Raw genomic sequence first — 23035 nt, forward strand, 5'->3', positions numbered from 1 at the left:
GCCCCCCCCCCCCCCCGCCCGCCCCGCCCCCCCGAGCCCCGCGCGGCCGCCCCCCCCCCCCCCCCCCCGCCGCGCCCCGCGCGCCCCCCCCCCCCCCCCCCCCCCCCCCCCACGACCGGTTCCCGAGCGTGGTCGGGGAACGCCTCCGGGCCCAGCTCGGCCGGGGCGTTCGCCCGGACGTGCGGCGGCATCAGGTCCGCGAGCCAGCCGAGCAGGCGCACCACCTGTTCCTCCCGCCACCGCAGCACCGCGTCGTGGTTCGCCGAACTCGTCATCCCCGTCCCCCGTGCCCCGTGCGTTCGTGCGTTTGTGTGTTCGTGCGTTTGTGCGGGCCGTCCGGATCCGGGCCGCACGCCACTGTGGCACAGCCGCCCGGCGCCGTCCGCTGGGCTTCGCCTGGCCCCGGTCCGCTCCGGTCCGGCTCCCGCGGCGTCCTGGCGCACCGCCCGGGGCTACCGTACGGTCGGTCGGTGTGATCCCCGACCAGGCACGTGTGAACCGGATCTTCCTCCCCGGGACCTACGCCGACGGTGTGCCGTACGAGCTGCTCCGGGAGCTGCGGGCGGCCGCGCCCGTGTGGTGGGTCGAGGAACCGGCGGTGGGGGAGTGGCCGCCGGGGCCCGGCTACTGGGCGGTGCTGCGGCACGCCGACGTCAAGCACGTGCTCCGCAGCCCCGAGGTGTTCTCCTCGAACCTGGGCGCCACGCAGATCCGGGACCCGGATTCCGCCGCGGACCTCGACTTCGCCCGGACGATGATGCTCAACCTCGACCCGCCCGACCACTCCCGGCTGCGCCGCATCGTCGCAGCCGCCTTCACCCCGCGCGCCCTGGGCGAGTTGGCGGCCGGCATCGAGCGGCACGCGGCGGACGCCGTCCGCGAGGTCCGGTCGCGGGGCGAGGCGGACGTCGTCCGGCTCGTCGCCGACCTCCCGGTGCGGACGCTGGCCCGGATCATGGGCGTGCCGGAGCAGGACCGCCGGCTGCTGCAGGACTGGGCGGACCGGGTGATCGGCTACCAGGACGCCGACCGCGCCCACGCCGGCACCGCCGACCCGGCCGCGCTCACCGGCCTCGGCCGGGCCGCGCTCGCCCACCGTCCCACCACCCGGACGGCGCCCGACGGCCGCCCCGTCAACCCGCGTTCGCGGGCGGCCCTCGCCGACATGTTCGCCTACGCCCACGCGCTCGCCGAACAACCGCGCCCCGGAAGCCTGTTGGCCCGGATGCGGGAGGGCGGGCTCGGCGCCGAGGAGTTCGAGACCATGTTCTTCCTGTTCGCGGTCGCGGGCAACGAGACGGTCCGCAACGCCCTGCCGGGAGGGCTGCACTCACTGCTCGCCCACCCCGAGCAGCGTCGACTGCTGCTGGAGCGACCGGAGTTGATCGCCTCGGCGGTCGAGGAGATGCTGCGCTACTGGCCGCCGGTGGTGGACTTCCGGCGCACCGCGACCCGGGACGTCGAGCTGGGCGGCCGACGGATCCGGCGCGGCGACAAGGTGGTCGTCTACCACGCCTCCGCCAACCGGGACGAGGGCGTCTTCCCGGATCCGGACCGTTTCGACATCACCCGCACCCCGAACGACCACGTCAGCTTCGGCCACGGGCCGCACTTCTGCGTCGGAGCCCAGCTGGCGCGCCTTCAGATGCGGGCGATGCTGCGCCACGTCCTCGCCGAACTGCCCGGACTGGAGCCGGTTCCCGGTACGGCGCCCGACCGGCTGGTGTCCAACTTCCAGAACGGCCTCAAGCGCCTGCAGGTCCGTTGGCGCCCGCGCGACTGAGGCGAGGCCCGGTCCGGCCTCGGACGGCGTGGGCCGCACGGCTTCGGGCGTGGGCCGGACGGAGACGCGGGACGGGGCGGGGGTGGTTCAGCAGACCGTGACCCCGATCAGGCAGGTGTCGTCGTCGGTGTCGGAGCTGCTGTACCGCAGGAGGTGGTCGAGCCGGCGTTCGAGCTCCGTGAGGCCGTGGGACTTCCCGGCGGTGGTCAGCAGGTCGTCGAGCGAGTCCTCCAGGGAGCGGTCCCGGCGTTCGATCAGGCCGTCGGTGTACATCATGAGGGTGTCGCCGGCCTGCAGCCGGATCTCGCCCTCCTCGTAGTCGGCCTGGTCGATCGCGCCCAGCAGGACCCCGGAGACGGTGGGCAGTTCGGTGGCGCGCCCGTCGCGCAGCAGGATGGGGGGAAGGTGGCCCGCCCTGGCCCAGCGCAGGTTGCGGGTCCGGGGTTCGTAGAGGGCGCAGATGGTCGTCGCGGTGACGTTGTCGGTCAGGTGGTGGGTCACGGTGTTGAGCCAGCCGAGCAGTTGGCCCGGACCGGCTCCGGTGGCGGCCAGGCCGCGCAGGGCGTTGCGCAGGGCGACCATGCCGGTGGCGGCCTCGATGCCGTGCCCGGCGACGTCGCCGACGCACAGGAGTACCCGGCCGGTCGGCAGGGCGAGGGCGTCGTACCAGTCGCCGCCGACGAGGTGGTCCTTCTCGGCGGGCCGGTAGCGCACCCCGACCCGCAGGTCGTGGAGTTCCAGCGGGCCCCGGCTCGGCGGCATGATGGCGTGCTGCAGCTGCAGGGCGAGCCGGTTGCGTTCGGCCGCCTGCTGTTCGGTGTGGGCGAGCTGGTCGCGGGTGGCGGCGAGCGCGACCTCGGTCCAGTGCTGGGCGGAGACGTCCTGGTAGGCGCCGCGGACGGCGGTGATGCGGGAGTCGGCGTCGAGGACGGGCTCGGCGACGACCCTGATGTGCCGGGCGATGCCGTCGGCCCGCTGGAGGCGGAAGGCGGTGGACGCGGGCCGCTGGTGGTGCAGCAGGGTGCGCAGGAACCGGCCGATGGTGTGCTCGTCGTCGGGGTGCGCGTGGGCGGCCAGGTGGTCGAGGGGGATGGGTTCGGCCTGGGGCGGCAGGCCGTGGAGGTCGAACAGGGTGTCGTTCCAGGCGATCTCACCGGTGTGCAGGTTCTCCTCGAACCCGCCGATGCGGCCGAGGCGCTGGGCGTGCTGCAGCAGGCTGGCGACGCGGGCGGCACCGTCCTCGGTGCGCCAGATGACGACGGCGCTGGTCCCGCACCGGGTGATGCTGACGCTGGCCCGGGTGGTCAGCGGGACACCGTCGACCAGCGCGGAGAGGTTCATCCCCGCCGAGCGGAACGATTCGCCCGTCGCCAGCACGTACTCGATCTTCTCGAAGAGGCCGCCCGGTTCGGCGGCGAGCGGGTAGGCCTCCAGCAGCCGGGCGCCGAGGACGGCGCTGCGCGGGCGGCCGGCGAAGTCCTCGAAGCTCGGATTGACGTGCTTGATGAGGTAGTCGGCCGTCCGGCCGGCCGCGTCCGTGTCCGGTTGCATGACCAGGCAGGGGTCGTGCAGGCCGTGGACCAGCTCCAGCAGGTCGGCCGTCTGCGGGTCGACGCCGGCACCGCTCCCGTTGGCGGGCCGGGAGTCCAGGGCGGTGGCGCACAGCTCGGCCAGGGCCTCGAACTGCCGCTGCAGTGACTGTGACGGCGTGGGCAGGCCGCCGCTCCAGCAGACCTCCAGGACACCGGTGATCCGCCCGCCCGCTCCGGCCGGCACCGCCAGCCGCCCGCCGCCGAACTCCCGCTGCCCGATCGAGGGGAGCCCCGCCGCAGCGAGTGACTCGTAGGAGGCGGTGGCCCGTTCGGTCAGCGCGCGGCGCGCGGGGACGGGTACGCCGGGCGGGACGTGGCGCCAGCGCATCGCCTCCTCGTCGGCGAATCCGGCGCTGCCGGCCAGGGTCAGGGACTGGTCGGAGTTGGCCGCCCAGATCGCCACCGCCTGGGCCCCGAGCGGGCGCAACGCCTGCTCCAGCACCGACTGGGCCACCGCCTGGACGTCGGAGGCGCCCAGCATCCCCGTCTCGGCGCTGCGCAGCCGGACCCCGACGGACGGCTCGCCCGCGGAGGCCACGAACTCGCGGGCGACATCGGCGATCCGGTCGTGCGAGGCCTGGTTGACGAGGTCGGCCGCCAGTTCCAGCACGGAGAGCGTCGACTGGTCGGCCAGCGTGTCGAGCTGGCGGCCGGCCTCGGCGGGGGAGACACCCAGGCGTTCCACCAGGATGCCCTTCGCGAGTTCGACCAGCGCCCGGCCGTCCGCCTGCGCGTGGGCCCGGGTGAGCTCGCGGCGCAGCCGGTCGACGGTCGACGTCAGCCGGCCCACCGCGCCCCCGCCGGTCTGCGGGGGCGTCGAGTCGCCGGGCGGGTCCGCCGGTTCGCGAGGGGACACGACCGAGGGGGCCGCCCCGGCGGTTCCGGATCCGGTGGCAGGGCCGCGCCGGGGTCCCGGGGACGGCTGCCTCCCTGCGTCCCGGGGCTGCTGGGAGTCGTGCATCGGTACCTCCTCGACCGGCGTGGGCGTCGTTCGGTGTCGCGGTGCACGGCGGAGCATCGCGGTGCGCGGTGCGCGGTGCGCGGTGGACGGTGGTGCGGCGGCGGTGCGGTGCAACGGTGGTGCCACGCGCCGTCGTGCCGTGCCGTGCCGCACCGCACCGGGGGCCGGGGCCGGTGCGGCACGGCGGCCACGGGTGGACGCTACTGTCGCAGCCACTGCTCGATGCGGGCGAGCAGGTCGAGTGCGTCGACCGGCTTGGTGACGTAGTCGGTGGCACCCGAGGCGAGGCTCTTCTCCCGGTCGCCGACCATCGCCTTGGCGGTCACGGCGATGATCGGCAGGTCCGCGTGCTCGGGCATCGCACGGATCGCGGCGGTGGCGGCGTAGCCGTCCATCTCCGGCATCATCACGTCCATCAGGATCAGGTCGATGCCGCGGTGCCCGGTGAGGGCCTCGATCGCCGCGCGTCCGTTCTCGGCCTGCAGCACCCGCATGCCGTGCAGTTCCAGGATCCCGGTGAGCGCGTAGAGGTTGCGGTCGTCGTCGTCGACGACCAGCACCGTGCGCCCCGCGAGCGAGCCGTCGACGTGCTGGGCCGGCGCGACGGCCGGATCCTCGGTGCGGACCAGCGGCAGTACGTCGCCGGGCTGGTCCGCGCTCAGGTGCAGGGCGATGCGTTCGCGCAACTCGTCGAGGCTGGAGAGGAGTTCGAGTGGCTGCCGGGCGGCCCGCTGCTGCAGGAGCCGCTCCTGCTCGGCGCCCAGGCGGCGGTTGTTGTGCGCCAGGACCGGGACGCCGTGCAGGGCGGCGTCCCGGGCCATCTCCTCCAGGAAGTCCAGGGCCGCTCCACCGGGCAGGTCGAGTTCCAGCACCACGCAGTGGCACGGGGTGGCGGCCAGTGTCGCCGCGGCCTCGTGGGCGCTCACCGTGCCGGTGACCTCCACCGCCGTGCGCGGGTCCCCGAGGTCCGAGGAGCCCGCCAGGTCGGCGACGGCGCTCTCCGCGACCAGCGACAGCAGGCCGCGCGGCCGCTCCTCGATGACGAGCAGCCGCTTGGGCTGGACCGCTTCCGGGACCGCGGCGGGCGCCGGCGCCTCGTCCCGGCCCGCCGTGCCGGCCGCCTCGCCGCTGCCGCCCTCCGGCGCCGTGCGCGGGTTCTGGGCGTTCAGTTCGACGAAGTCGGTCCGGGCGGCGGGCAGGTACAGGGTGAAGGTGCTGCCCTGGCCCGGCACGCTGTCCGCGGTGATCGCACCGCCGAGGAGGAAGGCGATCTCCCGGCTGATCGACAGGCCGAGGCCGGTGCCGCCGTACTTGCGGCTGGTCGTTCCGTCCGCCTGCTGGAAGGCCCCGAACACGCTCTCCAGGTGCTGCGGTTCGATCCCGATCCCGGTGTCCACGACGTGGAAGGCGATCACCGGACCGTCGTCGCGGCGGGCCGCCTCCGGCACCCGGGCCTGGTCCGCGACCTCGATCCGCAGCTCCACGCCGCCCTTCTCGGTGAACTTGACCGCGTTGGACAGCAGGTTGCGCAGCACCTGCCGCAGGCGGTAGTCGTCGGTCAGCAGCTCCGCCGGCATCGCCGGCGCGGTCTCGACCGTGAACCGCAGGCTCTTCTGGCTCGTCAGCGGCCGGAAGGTGGCCTCGACGTAGTCGAGCAGCTTGCGCAGCGGGATCCGTTCCGGGGTGATGTCCATCTTCCCGGCCTCGACCTTGGACAGGTCGAGGATGTCGTTGATCAGCTGCAGCAGGTCGGAGCCCGCGGAGTGGATGATGCCCGCGTACTCGACCTGCTTGGCGGTCAGGTTCCTGGTCGGGTTCTGCGCCAGCAGCTGGGCGAGGATGAGCAGGCTGTTGAGCGGGGTGCGCAGCTCGTGGCTCATGTTGGCCAGGAACTCCGACTTGTAGCTGGAGGCCAGCGACAGCTGGTGTGCGCGGTCCTCCAGCTCCTGGCGGGCCTGTTCGATCTCCAGGTTCTTGGTCTCGATGTCCCGGTTCTGTGCCGCGAGGAGCGTCGCCTTCTCCTCCAGTTCCGCGTTGGAGGACTGAAGTTCCTCCTGCCGGGCCTGCAACTCCTCCGAGCGGGCCTGGAGTTCGGAGGTGAGGCGCTGGGACTCGCCGAGCAGCTCGTCGGTGCGGGCGTTGGCGACGATGGTGTTGACGTTGACGCCGATGGTCTCCATCAGCTGCTCCAGGAAGGCCCGGTGCACCGAGGTGAAGGCCAGTACGGAGGCGAGCTCGATGACGCCCAGCACCTGGCCCTCGACCACGATGGGCAGCACGATCAGCGACATCGGTTCGGCCCGGCCCAGGCCGGAGGAGATGGTCACGTAGCCCGGCGGCAGGGAGTCGACGGCGATCGTGCGCCGGCTGCGCGCGGCCTGGCCGACGAACGACTCGCCGAGCCTGAAGCGGGTGGGGGTGGAGCCGGGCGGGAAGGCGTAGGAGCCGATCAGGTTGAGGAAGGTCGTGTCGCCGGTGTCCTCGGCGAGGTAGAAGGCTCCGTACTGGGCGGACACCAGCGGGGTGAGCTCGTCCATGATCAGCTCGGCGACGACGGCGAGGTCGCGCCGGCCCTGCATCAGGCCGGAGATCCGGGCGAGGTTGGACTTGAGCCAGTCCTGTTCCTCGCTGGCCCGGGTGGTCTCGCGCAGCGACTCCACCATGAAGTTGATGTTGTCCTTGAGGTCGGCGACCTCACCGGAGGCGTCCACGGTGATCGAGCGGGTGAGGTCCCCCTCGGCGACCGCGCCGGACACCTCGGCGATCGCCCGGACCTGCCGGGTGAGGTTGCCGGCGAGCTCGTTGACGTTCTCCGTGAGCCGCTTCCAGGTGCCGGAGACACCCTCGACCTCGGCCTGGCCGCCGAGCCGGCCCTCACTGCCGACCTCCCGCGCCACCCGGGTGACCTCGGCGGCGAAGGCGCTCAGCTGGTCGACCATGGTGTTGATGGTGGTCTTGAGTTCGAGGATCTCGCCGCGCGCGTCGACGTCGATCTTGCGGGTGAGGTCGCCCTGCGCGACCGCCGTGGTGACCTGGGCGATGTTGCGGACCTGGCTGGTGAGGTTGTGGGCCATGAAGTTGACGTTGTCGGTGAGGTCCTTCCAGGTGCCCGCCACGTTCGGGACCCGGGCCTGACCGCCGAGCGTGCCCTCGGTGCCGACCTCGCGGGCCACCCGGGTGACCTCGGCTGCGAAGGCCGACAGCGTGTCGACCATCGTGTTGATGACGCCGGCCAGCGCGGCGACCTCGCCCTCGGCCTCCACGTTGATCTTCTGCGAGAGGTCGCCCTTGGCGACGGCGGTGGCCACCTGGGCGATGGAGCGGACCTGGCCGGTGAGGTTGGAGGCCATCACGTTGACGTTGTCGGTGAGGTCCTTCCAGGTGCCGGACGTGCCCCGGACGGTGGCCTGGCCGCCGAGGTTGCCCTCGGTGCCGACCTCGCGGGCCACCCGGGTCACCTCGTCGGCGAAGGAGGAGAGCTGGTCGACCATCGTGTTGATGGTCTCCTTGAGCTCCAGGATCTCGCCGCGCGCGTCGACCCGGATCTTCTGCGAGAGGTCGCCCTGGGCGACCGCGGTGGTGACCTGGGCGATGGAGCGGACCTGCGCGGTCAGGTTGTCGGCCATGACGTTGACCGACTCGGTGAGGTCCCGCCACGTCCCGGACACGTCGCGCACGTCCGCCTGGCCGCCGAGGTTGCCCTCGGTGCCGACCTCGCGGGCCACCCGGGTCACCTCGTCGGCGAAGGAGGAGAGCTGGTCGACCATCGTGTTGATGGTCTCCTTGAGCTCCAGGATCTCGCCGCGCGCGGTGACGGTGATCTTCTGCGAGAGGTCGCCCTTGGCGACGGCGGTGGCGACCTGGGCGATGTCGCGGACCTGGCTGGTGAGGTTGCCGGCCATCGCGTTGACGGAGTCGGTCAGGTCCTTCCAGGTCCCGGACACGGCGGGCACCTCGGCCTGGCCGCCGAGCCAGCCCTCGGTGCCGACCTCCCGCGCGACCCTGGTGACCTCGGAGGTGAACAGGGAGAGCTGGTCGACCATGCCGTTGAACACGGTGGCGATCTCGCCCAGCAGGCCGTCCGCGTCGTCGGGCAGGCGGGTGCCGAAGTCACCGTCGCGTACGGCTGTCAGCCCGGCCAGGAGGCGCCGCAGGTCCGGTTCGCCGACCTGGGCCGTGCCGCCGCCCGGGGAGCGCTGTGCCTGGGGCTTCGTCGTGCCGACCATCGGGACGCTGCCTTCCTCGTAGAGCGCCGGGCCGCGGGCCCGCCACCGTCGACACCCGGTGCGGCCGCAGGTCCGGCCGGGGGCCGTACCGAAGTCGTGCCGGGCGCCCGTCCGTTCCGTCCGTAACGTGCGTACCGTTCGGGACGCTACCGCAAGCGCTCCGCCGGGTGCGAACCCCGTAGCACCGGCGGAAAGTGACGGATCCCACCCCGGTGGCGGGAGTGGTTCGGAGGGTGACAGCGAGGCCGGGCCCCGGTGTTCGGGCCCCTGCGTTCAGGATTCGGCCAGCAGCTCGGCCCGGAGTCCGGCCAGGACGCGGGTGAGCAGCCGGGACACGTGCATCTGCGAGACGCCCAGCCGGCGGCCTATCTCCAGCTGGGTCAACTCGGCGCCGAACCGCAGCGAGAGGATGGTGCGGTCGCGCTCGGGCAGTGCGGCGATGAGCGGCCTGAGGGTCTCCAGGCAGAGCACGGTCTCGTACGCGTCCTCCTCCTTCGCGACCCGGTCGCCAAGCGGGTCACCGCCGTCCGAGGGGCCGTCCGACCGGCCGCTCCCGAGGGCAGGGGCGTCGAGCGAGGCGGCGCTCTGCGCCCGGGAGGCGAGCAGGCCCTCGCGCACCTCGTCCTCGGTCAGGTCCAGGTGGGCGGCCAACTCGCCGGGGGTGGGCGCCCGGTCCAGCAGCTGCTCCATCTCGTCGCTGGTCCGGGCCAGCGTCAGACGCAGCTCCTGCAGGCGGCGCGGGACGTGCACCATCCAGCCGGTGTCTCGGAAGAACCGCTTGATCTCCCCGCTGATGGTGGGCAGTGCGAACGTGGAGAACTCGACATCGAAGGACGGGTCGAAGCGGTCGATGGCCTTGATGAGGCCGATCGTGCCGACCTGGACGATGTCCTCGACCGGCTCCCTGCGGTGGCTGAACCGGCTCGCCGAGAACTTGACCAGCGCCGTGTTCAGTTCGACCAGGGTGCCGCGCACGTACGAGTACTCGGCGGTGCCCTCCTCGGCGGCGCGCAGGCGGGCGAACAGCACCCTGGACAGCTCGCGGGCGTCGGCCGGGCACACGGCCGACGGGTCGGTCGCCGCGATCCCCAGGCGCCCGGCGACCCGGGCGAGGTCGGCCGGGGAGGTCACCACGTCGCCGGCCACCTCGTCACGGGTCACCTCGTCACGGGTCATCTCGTCGCCGGTCGCGACGGGTCCGGCTGTGCCGCAGGCCGAGGGGCCCTGGGCGCGGGCAGCGGTCGAAGGGCGGGACACGACGGTCGGCATGCTCTCTCCTCTGCCGGCGGTTCGTTCGCCGGGACGACACGACCCACGTGCCCCGCTTCGGCCCGAACAGGCCTGCCTTCGCCACACAACCCCCGGTCTTCACGCTTTCTGCACAGCATTGCGGCGCCGCTCGACTGGTTCCGCCGCGCGGCGTACATTGCGCGCGTACACCGCCGTACGGTCGTGCGGGCGGTGCCGGCCACCCCGCCGAAGGAGAGCGATGCCCGACAGCGCCCCCGACCCGACCACGACCCCGCGCCAGTTCGGCGGAGGGCCGCTCGCCGTGCGGCTGAGGGTCGAGCTGCGCAGGGAGGACGGCGCCGTCGTCGTGTCGCCCGTCGGCGAGCTGGACCACGACAGCGCGGCACTCCTGCGGGCGCGGCTCCGCGAGGCGGTCGGGGAGGCGGACGACCGGGTCGTCGTCGACTGCCGGGGCCTCTCCTTCTGCGACTCCAGCGGGCTCAACCTGCTGCTCAACACCCGCGCTGAGGCGGAACGGGCAGACGTCGCGCTCGTCCTCGCGGGTCTGCAGCCCGCGGTCGTCAGGGTCTTCCGGCTCACCGGGGCGGAAACCGTGTTCGACATCCGATCGGACCTCGGTTCCGCCCTCGCCCGATGACACCCGCCGCACGCGACGGCGCTCCGCACGGCACCGGCCGCCGTCCACCGGCGACGCGCCCGGCGCACGGCGGACCGGTGTTTCCGGCGGGCTGCGGGGCACAAGGAACCGACGGCCGGCCACACTGCCCGGCCCCGGTCGGCCTTAAGGGTGAGGACAGATGAGCGCCAGTGAGTACCGGACCACGAGCGGGCCGGTCCTGTCCGGGATGCCGGCCACTGGCCAGATCCGCAGAGTGGCCCTGACCGTCGCCCCCGGCGCGGTCGGACGCTGCCGGGACCACACCCGGTCCGCCCTGGAGGACTGGGGCTGGCTGCCCACCACCGACCGTGACCGGCAGGAACGGGCCGACGACGTGCTGCTGCTCGTCTCCGAACTCGCCACCAACGCCTGCCAGCACGCCGGAGGACCGGACGAACTGGTGCTCTCCGTCACCGCGCGGACCCTCCGCGTCGAGGTGTTGGACGCCACGGAGGAGCCGCCCCGTCCGCGGGTGCCGCACGCACCCGGGCGCGCCGGCGGCCACGGGCTGCACACCGTCGCGCTGCTGGCCAGCCGGTGGGGACACCGCCCGCTCGTCGGCCGTCCGGGCAAGGCGGTCTGGGTCGAGATCGACCTCCCGCAGGGCTGACGCCACGGAGCGGGGCAGTCACCGCCGCGGGCGGAGCGGTCGGACGGTCGGCCCCTGTGGTACACCGGCATACGGGGGCGACTCCGTGGAGGTTGCCGTGGACGACGGTGCCCGTGCCGGTGCGGGTGGACGTCCTGCGAGGGACGGCCCCGCACGCTGGTGGCGCCGGCCCGTGGCCGTCGCCCGGCAGGTCCGGCAGCAGGGCCGGAACGTCGAGCTCCTCCAGCGGTCGCTGGCCTTCGCTGCCCTCTTCTTCGTCACCCTGGTGCCGCTCCTGGTGGTGATCGCCGCCGCCTCGGGCAGCGGCGGCGGCGGCATCACGGACTGGATCACCGACGGACTCGGGCTCACCGGCGAGGGCTCACGGGCGACCCGGGACCTCTTCGCCTCCCGGGGCCAGATCCTGAGCACCACCACCGGCATCAGCGTCGCCGCACTGGCCGTCTTCGGGGTCTCCCTCCTCGCGTCCGTCCAGGCCGCCTACGAGCGGATCTGGAAGCTCGACCGGGGTCCCTGGCACGCCGCGTGGCGGCAGGCACTCGGCCTGGCGGGCCTCACCGCGTACATCGTCGGCGCGGCGTGGGCAGGCACGCCCTGGCGCGACAGCGACGCGCAGCCGGGCCTGCGCGTCGCCACCACCCTGTTCGGCGGGATCCTGTTCTTCTGGTGGCTGCAGCACCTGCTCCTCGGGTCGCGGGTGGGGTGGCTCCGGCTCCTGCCGGGGGCGGTGGCGACCATGGCCGCCCTGGCCGGGCTGCGCTTCTTCTCACGGCTGGTGTTCGCCCCGTTGCTCGTCTCCAACGCCGTCTCCTACGGCGCTGTGGGGACGGTCCTGGTGGTCCAGTCCTGGCTGATCGGCGTGGGATACACCGTGTACGGCGGAGCGATCGTCGGCCGGGCCCTCGCGACGGGCGGTCGGGAGGGTCCGGGAGAGGGCGGGGGAGCGGCGTCGGGTCAGTGCCCGAAGAGGTGACGGACCCGGCCGCCGTGTCCGGGCTCGGACGGCTCCCCGGAGGTGGTGCCGCCGTCCTGGTCGGCGGGGGCCGGCCCGCCTGGGGTCGCCCTTCCCGCGGCCGGCTCGGCGGGTTCGTACGGCGCGGTCCGGGAAGGCGCGGCGCCGGGCGGAGCGGTTCCCGCAGGCACGGAGCCGGTGGTCGTGGAGTCGGCGGGAGCGGTCCCGGAGTGTGTGGTGCCGGGCGGTGTGCCGCCGTACGGCGCCGCGGGCTGCACCGGCGCGGCGGCGGCCGCGGGAGCCGGGTGGTCCCGCGTGTGCGCCCTGCGGTCGGCGGCAGCGGGCCGGCTCCGGCGGTGGGCCCGTCGGGACAGGCCGACCAGTGCCAGACCGAGGCAGAAGAGCAGCGCGAGTGCCACACCGGACAGGAAGACGGCCAGGGTGTTCAGGGCCACCAGGTCGTTCCCCAGGACGGTGACCTGGTACTCCGGCCCGCCGGAGAGGTTGTCCGCGATCAGCAGACCGGTGAACGCACCGGCCGCCGCGATGAGCAGTATTCCCAGGAGCAACATGGTGGCGATCCCTTCAGCCGTTCACGGCCGGCCTCGGCCGGACCCTGTCCGCCCCCGCTCCTTCGCGCGTACCCGGGCGGCCCCGGCCCTAACACGTCCCGGTCCGGCGGTGCCTTCCCGGCCCGGGACCCACGCGGTCCGGACGCACGGCCGGTCCGCGCGGAGGGCGGTCGCCGCTCACCCGCCGGGCCGGCCGGACCCGGCTTCGGCGGCCTGCCGGCGCTCCCTGACCGCCACCCGGGCCAGGTTGCCGAGCAGCCGGCGGTTGCGCAGATGCAGCACCAGCTCGCTGGGCGGTCCCTGCAGGCGCGCACCGGGGCCGGTCAACGGGTGCTCGTCGAGGAGGACCAGGGTGTTGTCGCCCCAGGGGACCAGGAGGAACGCGATGCGGGCGGCGCCGAAGGGCGCGGCCGTCGCCTCCAGCTCCAGACGGGTGCCGGGCTCGCAGATCCGGACCACGCACCGGTCGTCGAGGGTGAGCGGACCGATGCCGGCCCGGTAGCGCAGCGCGGCACCGACGGCCGGCCAGCCGGGGTCGACGTGCTGGATGTCCTGGGTCCCGACGACCCACTCGGCGTAGCTGTGGCCGTCGGCCAGGACGTCCCAGACGGCTTCCGGTGGACAGGCGATGAACTGCTGGCGCCGTGCCATGAGACTCCTCCTCCTCGGTGTTCTCCCCGCACGTTGTCGGGCCGCCGGGGCGCGGGCCCGGTCCGCCCGCTCCGGCGATCGTCAGTCGTGGCGCTCGCGGGGGCCCGACAGCAGCCGCTGCGCCGCGGCCAGCCCCGGCGCGAGGACGCGGCCGGCCAGGAGCCGCTGCGAGCGCAGGGCCGCGCGGGCGGCGTTGGCCCCGCAGGCCCCGTGGACTCCGCCTCCCGGGTGGGCGGACGACGAGGCCAGGTAGAGCCCCGCCACCGGCGTCTCGGGTCGCCCCGTGCCCGGTACGGGGCGGAAGACGAGCTGCTGGTGCGGGGCGGCGGTGCCACCGTTGATCGCGCCGCCGACCAGGTTGGGGTCGCGCTCCTGCAGCATCGGCGGGGTGAGGATGCGTCGGGCGACGATCCGGTCCCTGAACCCGGGGGCGAAGCGTTCGACCTGCTCCTCGATCCGGGCTGCCATCGCCTCCGCCTCCCGCAGGTCCCAGCTGCCGGTGATGCCGTCGGGCCCCAGGTCCTCCTTGATCGCCCGGGGGACGTGGGTGTAGGCCCAGGCGGACTCGGTCCCCGCCGGGGACCGGACGGGATCGGCCGTCGTCATCTGCCCGAGCAGCGCGAACGGGTGGCGCGGCAGGCGGCCCGTGGTCAGTTGCAGGGCGTAGTCGCTCATCTCGTCCAGGCCGGCGCCCAGGTGCACCGTCCCGGCACCCGCCGCCGCGGGTGCCGCCCACGGGACGGCGCCGCTCAGCGCCCAGTCGACCTTGACGGTGGAGAAGTCCCACTGGAAGCGGCGGAGGTCCGCGCGCATCGAGGGCGGCAGGTGCTCCCATCCGACCAGGGAGCCGTACAGGGCGGGGGCGGCGACGTCGGCGAGGACGGCGCGGCGGGCCCGGTACGCCTGGCCGTCGGCGGTACGGACCCCCAGTGCACGGCCGCCGCGAACGACCACCTCCACCACCGGGGCACCGCAGTGCACCCTGCCGCCCGAGGACTCCAGTCGTCGCACCAGCGCGGCCGTCAGGGCGGCGGCGCCGCCGACCGGGACGGGCCAGCCGACCTGCTGGCCGAGCATCGCCATCAGCCAGCCGAAGGCCGCGCTGCCGACGCCCTCGGGCAGCAGGTCGGCGTGCAGGGCGCACCCGGTGAGCAGCAGGGCGGCGCCCGGTTCGGTGAACTCCTCCTGCGCCAGCCGGCGCACCGGAAGGGTCATGAACCGCAGCGCCCGCAGTCCGCCCGCGGCCCGCATCCGGGCGGCCGTCGCAACACCCGCCCGGACCGGCGGGAACGGCGTGAACAGCGTGCGCAGGAGATGGGGGTCCAGGTCGTCCCAGAGCCGTGAGAGCCGCCGCCACGCCTCGGCGTCCGCCCGGCCGAAGGCGCTCTCCAGGCCGGCACACGTCGTCGCCGCGCCGCGGTGCAGCGTGGCGCAGCGCCCGTCGGGCAGCGGGTGGGCCAGCACGGTGGGTGCGTGGCTCCAGCGCAGGCCGTGCGCGCCGAGGTCCAGCGCGGCGATGGCCGGCGAGGCCACGGCGAGGGGGTAGAAGGAGCTGAACACGTCGTGGACGTAGCCGGGGTGGACACCCCGGTCGCTGCGGACGGCGCCGCCCGGTTCCGGTCCGCCCTCCAGGACGTCGACCTGCCAGCCGGCGTCGGCGAGGACTGTGGCGGCCACCAGCCCGTTGGGGCCGGCTCCGATGACGATGGCGTCGGACATGGGTCTCCTTGCGCCGTTGCCTCCCCGTTCAGCACGCTACTCGCGCCGGTGCCGCACGGCCCGCCGGGGACCCCGGCCCGTCCGGGACGTCCCGCAGCCGCGCGGATATGCTGGAAACGGACGCGGATTCGGTGCGCGGCAAGCACTGTGCGTACGCGGAAGAGGTGGCGCGATGATCCTTCCGGTCGAGATCAAGGTCAATGTCGACGGCGGCGTCGCGGGCGCCCTGGCGGCGCTGGGCGAGCCGCAGGGCGGCACCCGCAAGCGGCTCATCTGGTTCGCCGAGGACCGCGAAGGGGTCGCCGACGGCCGACTGCCCCTGCTGGTGGCCGGGGTGATCGTGCGGTTCCGGAGCGGCGACACCCCGGACGAGCTGACCGTCAAGCTCCGCCCGTGTACCGAGGAGCAGTTGGGCGGGCCGTTCATCCGCCCCTTCGACGAGGAGTCGTTCGAGTACCGGATCGAGGAGGACCGGTCGGGCGACCGCCGGGTGCTCGCCGCCTCCGCGACGAGCGGGCATCCGCAGGGGGCGCTCCTGGGTGCCGTGGCGCCCGCGGCCGATGCCGCCGCGGCGCTCGGCGCCCGGCAGCGGGAGTTCCTGCGGGAGTGCGCGCCCGGCGTGCGCGCCACCGGACTCGTCGCGCTCGGCCCGGTCGACTCGACGAAGTTCGACGACGTGCCGCTCGACGGCCTTGAGGCCGACCTGGAGCGGTGGTCGGTCGGCGGCCTCGACTTCCTCGAAGTCTCGCTCCGGGTCAAGCCCAAGGACGACGAGAAGGCCGAGGAGTTCGAGGGCCGGGTCGCGCGCAAGCAGCGGACGCTCGAATCGGCGGTGCGGGACCGGGGCGTGACGGTCTCCGCGAACCCGGAGAACAAGACCCGGCGCGTCCTCGCCGCGTTGGTCGCCGGCCGTCCCTGAGGCCTGTGGGCGGCCGGATCGCCGAGCCCCGCCGGCCGGATCGCCGAGCCCCACCGGCCGGGCTGCCGAACGGGTGAACGGGGGGAACGGGGGCGTTTCGTTCACGAAGTGATGTCGCGTGATGTGTAACTTCCGGTGCTGACAAAGCCGTTCCGCACGCCCGTGTCGGCCGGCGGTCTCCGACCACCACCCGGAGGAATCACTCCATGCGTTCCCGAACCTTCGCCGCCCTCTCGATGGCGGCCGCCCTGCTGGTGACCGGCGCGGCCGCCACCCAGAGTGTGGCCGCCGTGGAGGCGGACCCCACGGACTGCCCGCGGGAGCAGTACCGTCCCACCGACGTCGACAAGTCGAAGTTCTACTGCGGCTTCAGGGAGCTGGGCCCCAAGACCCTGCCCTCCGGCTCGGTCGGCAAGCTGCTCAACGGCTACGACCGCTTCGGCGGGCTGACGCCCCAGCAGTTCCTGTCCTGGTACCGCGACGGCCTGGACTGGAAGTACCCGGCGGAGGACGGGTTCCGGGACGTCAACGGCACGATCGACCGGACCGTGGCGACGGTGGCGAAGGACACGAAGCTCGACCGCTTCGGATCCCCCGGCGGGCGCTACCTGTCCACGGCCGGCACCGCCTTCGCCAAGCGGGCCATCCCGCCGGACAGCCTCAACGAGGTCCCGGACGCGCAGGGCAACTACCAGAACAGCTACCACTGCTACCTGGTGCTGAAGGACTTCAAGGTCCTGCAGGGGCGCATCGCGTCCGCGTTCGCCCAGCCCGGCGACGGCATCCAGCAGTGGCTGAAGGAGGACGCCGCGCTGAAGCCGGCCGAGCTGGGGACGGACCCGTACTACGTGTCCTCCCTCCTCAAGTACGGCTTCCTGCACGAGGAGCCCGCCGCCACCTGCACGGGCTGACACCGGACCGGCCAGGGCCCCCGGCGCGGCTCCGGCCGGGCCGGGGGCCCTGGCGTCCGCCCCCGGCCCGCTCCCCGGCGGGGACGCCCGCCCGGGGAGGCCGTCCCGCGGGTGGGTGCCGAGTGCCACGCCGCCCGAGGAGCTCGCGCGGGAGCAGGTCACGGAGCCGGGCATCGGGCCGGTCCGGGGACCGCTGCCGGGGCGGCTGTCGGGGATCGCTGGCGGGGACCGCTGCCGGGGACCGGCGGGCCGGTCCGTTCCGGACGGCCATCGGGATCCCGATACCGGACATCGGCTTCTCCATTGGTCCCGCGCGGAGCGCCGTCCTACTGTCGGTTCCGTCGCCGCGCTGACGGCCCGTCGCCGCGCTGACGGCCCGTCGCCGCACGGACGGTCCGGGACCGGTGCGTCGGCAGCCGCGGAGCCTCACCCCGTCCCTCTCGGAAATCCCTTCTGAACCCCTTCGGAGCAACCCGATGTCGAAGATCCTCTTCGTGATGACCGGCGCCGACCACTGGACGCTGGCCGACGGCACCAAGCACCCCACCGGCTACTGGGCGGAGGAGGCCGCGGCCCCGTACGAGGCGTTCGCGGCGGCCGGCCACGAGGTGGTCGTCGCCACCCCGGGCGGCGTCGTCCCGACGGTGGACCGGGGCAGCCTGGCCCCCGAGGTCAACGGCGGCCAGGAGGGCGCCGACCGCGTCGCCGCCACGCTCGCCGGGTTCGCCGGCCTGCAGCGGCCGGTCCGGCTGGAGGACGTCCGCCTGGACGACTACGACGCCGTGTTCTACCCGGGCGGCCACGGCCCGATGGAGGACCTCGCCGTCGACGCGGCCTCCGGGCGGCTGCTGGCCGACGCCCTGGCGTCGGGCAAGCCGCTCGGCGTGGTCTGCCACGGCCCGGCCGCGCTGCTGGCGGCGACGGCGGACGGCGCCAACGCCTTCGCCGGCTACCGGGTCGCCGCGTTCACCAACGCCGAGGAGACCCAGGCCGGCTTCGCCGACCGGGCGAAGTGGCTGCTCCAGGACCGCCTCACCGAGGCCGGCGTCCTCGTCCAGGTGGGCGAGCCGTGGGCCCCGCACGTGGTCGTCGACCGCAACCTGGTCACCGGCCAGAACCCCGCCTCCGCGGCCCCCCTCGCCGCCGAACTCCTCAAGCGCCTCGCCTGACCGCCGTGAGCGCGGCGGCCCGCCGCGGGGTCGACCCGCTGACGGTCACAGCGGGTCGGTGCCGTCGCCCTCCTCTTCGGCCCGGGTCAGGGCCCGGGCCAGGGCCGGGAGCGGCGCGTCCCCGGTGTAGAGGTAGACCGGATCGCCTTCCCGAGGCCCCGACTCGGACGGCGTGGTGGCGGGGACGAAGTCGGTGCTCCACCGCTCGCCGGCCCGGGCCCGGATCAGTTGCAGGACCGGACCGGACACCGCGAGGACCGCGAGGGGCTCCTCCGTCCGGCCGAGCAACAGGGTCAGGTCGAGGAGTGACCCCACATCGCCCGCCCCGGGCATCCGGTCGGGGACGGGGCCCGAGAAGACGCTGACGCCGACCAGTGGGCGCGGCCGGTTGGGCGCCGTGAGGTGGGCCTGCGTCAGCTCCGACGACAGCTCGGCCATGACGACGCCGACGGCCGCGACCGGATCCTCCGCCGATGGGAGTGTGATCAGGAGGTCGGCTCCGAAGCTTGATCGCGGATGGGCCACCCTCGCGGCGAGGCCGGCCGCGTTCACGATGTCGAACAGCAGTCCGTGCAGCTCTCCGGTCATCTCGTCCGCCAGATCTCGGAAGCCGGCGGCGTCCTGGCGGGACAGGCCGTCGATCTTCAGCTCGACGGCGAGGTGGATCGGCGTCGGGCCCGGTGCCCCACCGGGCCGTACCCGGGCGTCCGTGCCCGGCCGGGGCAGCCATCGTGCGGCCCTGGGCCGGTTCTCGGGGTCGGTCCACCAGAGGCGGGCGGCTGCGTCCCACCGGGCCCCGAGCTCCCGCTTGACCTCGTCCCGCTCACTGAAGGGGACCTCCAGGTAGAGCCGGCCGTCGACCTCCGCGCCGGGGGCGGGAGGGGTGGCGGCGTCCGGCGTGCGGTCGGCAGTGGCCGAGGCGGCGTTGATCAGGTCGATGACCTGGTCGTACCCGGGGTCATCCCGGAAGTCGACGGTGTCGGTCGCGAAGAGGTCCCGCAGACCCCGGACGAGCCGGTCGCGAAGGACGGCCACCCCCTCGTGGTCCCGCTGCCGGCGCCGGGCGTCGATGACGGACCCGGCGACGGTGGCGAGGTCGGCGAAGTGCCGGCCACCGAGGAGGAAGGTGGTGAGGGACGTCGCGAGCCCGATCACGGCCCCGGAGACGCCGCGCACCCCGGAGACTCCGAGTGCCGGGGCCGCGGCGACCAGGCCCACCAGAACGGTGCGCTCGCGCTCCAGCCAGTCTCGGGCCTGGTCGGGGCCGGAGAAGAGGGGCGACGGCGTGGCGGTGGTCCGGTCGTCCAGGTGCGTGGTGGCGGCCTCCGCCATGGACCGGTAGTACGCCAGCAGGCGGGTGAGGGCGCCGCCGCGGTCGTCCGCGACGGCGTCGGCCTCGCCCTGCCGGAGGGAGTAGAGGCGGACCAGGTCATGGAGGCGCCAGCGGCCCCAGACCGGGCCGGACTGGACCAGGTGCGACCGGGACAGGTCCGCGAGGAGGCGTTCCGTCGTCCGGGTGTCGGTGTCGGCGAGGCGGGAAGCGGCCTCGGTGGACAGTTCGGGCTGGGGAGGTACGGAGAGCAGTCTGAAGAGCCGTGCCTGTTGGGGCGTCAGCTCCCGGTAGGACTGTTCGAAGGCCGCCCTGACGGGGCCGAACTCGTCGAGGTCGAACGGATCTCCGGAGAGGTCCTCGACCAGGGAGCTCAGCGGCCGGGTGGGCATGGAGACCAGGATTCCCGCGCAGACGGACAGGGCGAGTGGCAGACCGCCGCACAACCGGGCCAGCTCCCGGGCCTGGTCGGGGGCGTCGGCGATGCGGGTGTCGGCCGCGCCGCGGGCGAACCTGAGCCGCTCGTGCAGCAGGGCGACCGAGTCGTCGGGGGACAGGACGTCCAGGTCGAGGAAGCGGGCGTGGATCTCCAGTGAGCGGCGGGACGTGACGAGGACGGCGTGGGGGCCGCCGGCGGGCAGGAGCGGCTCGACCTGCCGGGTTCCGGTCGCGTTGTCCAGCACGAGCAGGAGCGGTCCGCTCCGTTCGCCGCGTACGTGCAGCATGCCCCGGTAGAGGCGGGCGCGGTCCTCCAGGGCGGCGGGGATCTGCTCGGCCGGCGCACCGAGTGCCCGGAGCAGCGCGTCCAACACCTGCTCGGGCATCCGGTCGGGATCGCTCCGGTTCCCGCCGCCGAGGTCGACGTAGAGCGTTCCGCCGGGGAACCAACCCTGGGCCTGGAGGAATTCGGCGGTCTGGAGGACCAGCTCGGACTTCCCCACGCCGGGGAGTCCCGTGACCAGGCCGATCTGTCGGGCGTGAGGATCTCCGGGGGCGAGCGGCGTCAGGGCGTCGAGCAGGGAGTCGAGCTCGCGGGCACGGCCGACGAAGACGCGGGACCTGGCAGGAAGGGCCGACAGCGCCGGGTCGGCGGACGGCGTGAGCCCGACGGTGATGTCCTGACCCACGGTCATCGCGGACATGAACACGCCGCCTGTGACGGTGTTGTCGCCGGGCGGCGCCGTCGGACTGCCCCTGTGGGCTGCGATGTCCGCCAGCTCGGCGTCCACGTCGTACTGGGTGAGCAGGCCGGGCTGGCGCGGAAGCCGCCGCGCCAGCTGTTGCAGCTGCCGTATCTGCGAATCGGTCGGGGAGCCGTGGGCCGCGCTCCACCGTGACCGCAGTTCCCGGTAGACCTCGTCGTCGGTGAGTTCGTCCAGGGTGACGACGGTGGCGGCCGGGTGCTGCCAGCGGCCGATCCCGTCGGTCGTGACGAGGACACAGCCCCGGCCGCTCGGCGGGAGGAAGGGCGGGAAGGGGGAGACGCCGGAATCGGGTTCCGGTCTGCTCCATGCCGCTCCCGGGACACCGTCCAGCACGATCAGCCAGTCCCGGTGCCGGTCCAGGGCCTTCCACAGGGAGTCGAACGTCCCGTCGGCGGGTGCGGCGGAGAGTGCCTCCCACAGCTGCTCGAATCCGCCGGAGCGGGACGAGTCACCGGAGGCGTTGATCCAGTGGGTGAACGAGTGGTGCTCCCCGTGCAGGCGGACGTACTCCTGGACGAGCCTGCGCCGGCCCGAGCCCCGGGGGCCGACGAGGACGACCACGGAGGGGTGGCCCGCGACCGGCGGCCGCAGTGGCGCCTGCTCCTCGCCGGCCGTGCCGAAGGCCTCTGCGACGGCCGCGAGTTCGCGCTCGCGCCCGATCATGGCCGGCGGGTCGGGTGGGCTCGCCACCGGTCGTACCGGGTTCAGCCGGTCCCGGCGGAGCACGGGCCGCTGCTCCCGGTCCGCTCCCGCCACGGTCGCTTCCGCCACGGTCGCTTCCGCCTGGGGGGACCGTCGCAGCGCGGCGTCCAGCCTCCGTGCCAGGGCGACGTGCTGTCCGCCCGCGCCGGCCAGCACCGCGACGGCGACCTCCGCGAACGGCAGGCTGCGCTCCGGCAGCCGCAGGCCGGTGCCGTCCGGCTCCCCGGCCGCCGCGAGGGCACGGAAGTCGAGGACGCCGCCGAACGTCGCGGCGACCCGCCCCGACACCTTGGCGACCACCTGCTCCAGGACCCGGACGGACTCGCCGCGGGTCAGCTCGGTCAGCAGTTCCTCACGCACCCCGGCACGGAAGTCGTACACCTGCTCGTCCGGGTCCGCCGCCGGATCGACCGCTCCGCCGTACGGTTCGATCAGCCCGGAGACGAAGATCTCCGCGAGGTCGGTCTGCCCGGATCCCGGCACCGTCGCCCGCTGGACCAGCCGCATCACCGGAAGGCTCAGCGGCGCCGCCGCGAGGTGGCAGACCAGCCGGTACGCGGTGGGCGAGCCGCCGGCGCGGAACCGGGCGACCCGCTCGGCCGCCGTGACCCCCTCGGCGGCGGCCCGGACCGGCCGTCGGGGCCGGGCCACGCCCCGGAGCGGTGCGGCGAGCATCGGGGTCCAGCCGGAGGTGCGGCCCGCGGTGAGGTCGGCCCAGGGGGCGAGCCAGTCGGCGCCGACCTCCAGGACGGGCAGCCAGCGGATCGCGGCCCGGGCGGCCGCCTCGCCCGCTCCCCGGGGGACGCCGGGCAAGGGGGCGTCCGAGCGGAACACCGGGACGGGCCGGCCCGCGACGGAGGCCCGGGCCTCGACGGGGGCGGTGCGCAGCGCCGTGCGGTGCCACAGCCTGCGGGGCAGCACCTGGAGGGCGGCGACCGGCCGGCCGGTCGACACCCGCGCGAGGAAGTCCGTGAGGTCGTCCCCGTGCCAGGCCGGACCGACGCCGTCGGTGAGGACGAACAGGATACGGCGGTCGGTGGGGTCCTTCAGCGGACGGGACCAGTCGGGCACCGGGGTGACCGGGCCGGGCCCGGTCCGGTCGGGCGCTGCGGGGCGACGGCGGCGGAACGGGCTCAGCGAGGGGACCGGCCGGTCGGTGTCCAGCGCCCAGCAGCGGACGTCCGCGAAGGCGCCGTGGCGTTCCAGCAGGGTGCTCAACTCGCAGGCCAGGCCGTGCCAGACGGCCATCGTGGCACCGCTGTCGACCAGCAGGTCGACGGAGAAGTACGGCCGTTTCGCCGGTGTCCAGACCGGCAGGAGGAGGCCCGTCTCGGCGGTCGCCTCGGCGGTGGCCTCCTCGTCGAGGACGCCCCGTCCGGGATCGTCGGCCGGGCGGCGCAGCGCGCGCAGGGCCCGGGCCAGGGCGAGCCCGTCGGTGAGCGCGGTGGGCTGGGGCACCCGGACGACGTGGCCGCCTCCGGTGCCGGGCGAACCCGCCGCCCCGGGGCCGCCGAGGGAGTGCAGCGCGGTGGTGGGGTCGGGGCGGCGGTTCGGGTCGTCCGGGTCGTCCGGGGAACCGGCCGACCGGTTGGCCGTTTCCCCGGACGTCGCGTCGGCGCCGGGCGCCGGGCGCGGGGCCGGTGGCGAGGCGGGCCCCGGCGGCGCGTCCGGGGCGGGCTCCGCGGGCAGCGGGGCGAGCCCGGCGAGCCGGGACATCCAGAGGGCGTCCGCCAGGTCCTGCGGGTGCGGGCCGCCGTCCTGCGACCGGATCAGGTCGGCGAGGGCGTCCCGGATCCCCCGAGGAGGCGGCGGCAGCGAGCTCAC

General features: G+C 74.5%; 14 protein-coding genes. 7 read left to right on the forward strand and 7 right to left on the reverse strand.

All coding sequences use genetic code 11. The features are described 5' to 3' along the window. The first annotated feature begins 472 nt into the window (after positions 1-472). Positions 473-1783 carry a cytochrome P450 gene (locus tag AC067J_RS31855; protein ID WP_478305110.1) on the forward strand — a complete coding sequence of 437 codons (1311 nt, stop codon included), beginning with the start codon at positions 473-475 and terminating at the stop codon, positions 1781-1783. 87 nt (positions 1784-1870) lie between these two features. Here AC067J_RS31855 and AC067J_RS31860 read toward each other — a convergent pair whose 3' ends face one another. The 3 genes from AC067J_RS31860 to AC067J_RS31870 all read right to left on the reverse strand — a co-directional run bounded on the left by AC067J_RS31860 (position 1871) and on the right by AC067J_RS31870 (position 9831). Beyond that, positions 1871-4336 (reverse strand): SpoIIE family protein phosphatase, encoded by a 2466-nt coding sequence (locus AC067J_RS31860; protein ID WP_478305112.1) that lies wholly within the window; start codon positions 4334-4336, stop codon positions 1871-1873. A gap of 200 nt (positions 4337-4536) precedes the next feature. Further along, positions 4537-8562 carry a HAMP domain-containing protein gene (locus tag AC067J_RS31865; RefSeq protein WP_478305114.1) on the reverse strand — a complete coding sequence of 1342 codons (4026 nt, stop codon included), beginning with the start codon at positions 8560-8562 and terminating at the stop codon, positions 4537-4539. 273 nt (positions 8563-8835) lie between these two features. Then, a complete protein-coding gene (locus tag AC067J_RS31870; protein ID WP_478305116.1) occupies positions 8836-9831 on the reverse strand; it encodes a SigB/SigF/SigG family RNA polymerase sigma factor in 996 nt (331 codons plus the stop codon). A gap of 220 nt (positions 9832-10051) precedes the next feature. Here AC067J_RS31870 and AC067J_RS31875 point away from each other — a divergent pair, with 220 nt between their 5' ends. From AC067J_RS31875 to AC067J_RS31885, 3 genes are all read left to right on the forward strand, one after another. Continuing rightward, positions 10052-10450: an STAS domain-containing protein gene (locus AC067J_RS31875; RefSeq protein ID WP_478305118.1), complete on the forward strand. Its 399-nt coding sequence runs from the start codon at positions 10052-10054 to the stop codon at positions 10448-10450. 160 nt (positions 10451-10610) lie between these two features. Continuing rightward, entirely contained in the window at positions 10611-11081 is a 471-nt protein-coding gene (locus AC067J_RS31880) for an ATP-binding protein (protein WP_478305120.1), read from the forward strand. Positions 11082-11253: 172 nt separating this feature from the next. Beyond that, the gene (locus AC067J_RS31885; RefSeq protein ID WP_478305122.1) at positions 11254-12054 is read left to right on the forward strand and encodes a ribonuclease BN; all 801 of its coding nucleotides are present in this window, start codon (positions 11254-11256) and stop codon (positions 12052-12054) included. On the opposite strand, the gene AC067J_RS31890 is transcribed toward AC067J_RS31885, so the two are convergent. From AC067J_RS31890 to AC067J_RS31900, 3 genes are all read right to left on the reverse strand, one after another. Beyond that, complete coding sequence (locus AC067J_RS31890; protein ID WP_478305124.1) at positions 12036-12605, reverse strand: hypothetical protein; 570 nt, start codon at positions 12603-12605, stop codon at positions 12036-12038. The genes AC067J_RS31885 and AC067J_RS31890 overlap by 19 nt on opposite strands. 177 nt (positions 12606-12782) lie before the next feature. Beyond that, positions 12783-13256: an SRPBCC family protein gene (locus AC067J_RS31895; protein WP_478305126.1), complete on the reverse strand. Its 474-nt coding sequence runs from the start codon at positions 13254-13256 to the stop codon at positions 12783-12785. A gap of 81 nt (positions 13257-13337) precedes the next feature. Further along, on the reverse strand, positions 13338-14975 hold the full coding sequence (locus AC067J_RS31900; RefSeq protein WP_478305128.1) for a phytoene desaturase family protein: 1638 nt from the start codon (positions 14973-14975) through the stop codon (positions 13338-13340). A gap of 172 nt (positions 14976-15147) precedes the next feature. On the opposite strand from AC067J_RS31900, the gene AC067J_RS31905 reads away from it, so the two are divergent. The 3 genes from AC067J_RS31905 to AC067J_RS31915 all read left to right on the forward strand — a co-directional run bounded on the left by AC067J_RS31905 (position 15148) and on the right by AC067J_RS31915 (position 17974). After that, entirely contained in the window at positions 15148-15894 is a 747-nt protein-coding gene (locus AC067J_RS31905) for a hypothetical protein (RefSeq protein WP_478305129.1), read from the forward strand. A 206-nt stretch (positions 15895-16100) separates the two neighbouring features. Next, entirely contained in the window at positions 16101-16805 is a 705-nt protein-coding gene (locus tag AC067J_RS31910) for a TNT domain-containing protein (RefSeq protein WP_478305131.1), read from the forward strand. Between the two features lie 476 nt (positions 16806-17281). Then, positions 17282-17974, forward strand: a complete 693-nt coding sequence (locus AC067J_RS31915; protein WP_478305133.1) for a type 1 glutamine amidotransferase domain-containing protein — start codon at positions 17282-17284, stop codon at positions 17972-17974. A 45-nt stretch (positions 17975-18019) separates the two neighbouring features. Here the strand turns inward: AC067J_RS31915 and AC067J_RS31920 are convergent, their stop codons facing one another. After that, a complete protein-coding gene (locus AC067J_RS31920; RefSeq protein WP_478305135.1) occupies positions 18020-23035 on the reverse strand; it encodes an SAV_2336 N-terminal domain-related protein in 5016 nt (1671 codons plus the stop codon).

It is taken from the genome of Kitasatospora sp. NPDC042419 (genome assembly GCF_056437345.1).

What these genes read in the sequence shown, in the direction of transcription:
- AC067J_RS31860 (WP_478305112.1), bottom strand. Translation starts at nt 4,336, where the DNA reads ATGCACGACTCCCAGCAGCCCCGGGACGCAGGGAGGCAGCCGTCCCCG.
- AC067J_RS31865 (WP_478305114.1), bottom strand. Translation starts at nt 8,562, where the DNA reads ATGGTCGGCACGACGAAGCCCCAGGCACAGCGCTCCCCGGGCGGCGGC.
- AC067J_RS31870 (WP_478305116.1), bottom strand. Translation starts at nt 9,831, where the DNA reads ATGCCGACCGTCGTGTCCCGCCCTTCGACCGCTGCCCGCGCCCAGGGC.
- AC067J_RS31875 (WP_478305118.1), top strand. Translation starts at nt 10,052, where the DNA reads ATGCCCGACAGCGCCCCCGACCCGACCACGACCCCGCGCCAGTTCGGC.
- AC067J_RS31880 (WP_478305120.1), top strand. Translation starts at nt 10,611, where the DNA reads ATGAGCGCCAGTGAGTACCGGACCACGAGCGGGCCGGTCCTGTCCGGG.
- AC067J_RS31890 (WP_478305124.1), bottom strand. Translation starts at nt 12,605, where the DNA reads ATGTTGCTCCTGGGAATACTGCTCATCGCGGCGGCCGGTGCGTTCACC.
- AC067J_RS31895 (WP_478305126.1), bottom strand. Translation starts at nt 13,256, where the DNA reads ATGGCACGGCGCCAGCAGTTCATCGCCTGTCCACCGGAAGCCGTCTGG.
- AC067J_RS31900 (WP_478305128.1), bottom strand. Translation starts at nt 14,975, where the DNA reads ATGTCCGACGCCATCGTCATCGGAGCCGGCCCCAACGGGCTGGTGGCC.
- AC067J_RS31905 (WP_478305129.1), top strand. Translation starts at nt 15,148, where the DNA reads ATGATCCTTCCGGTCGAGATCAAGGTCAATGTCGACGGCGGCGTCGCG.
- AC067J_RS31910 (WP_478305131.1), top strand. Translation starts at nt 16,101, where the DNA reads ATGCGTTCCCGAACCTTCGCCGCCCTCTCGATGGCGGCCGCCCTGCTG.
- AC067J_RS31915 (WP_478305133.1), top strand. Translation starts at nt 17,282, where the DNA reads ATGTCGAAGATCCTCTTCGTGATGACCGGCGCCGACCACTGGACGCTG.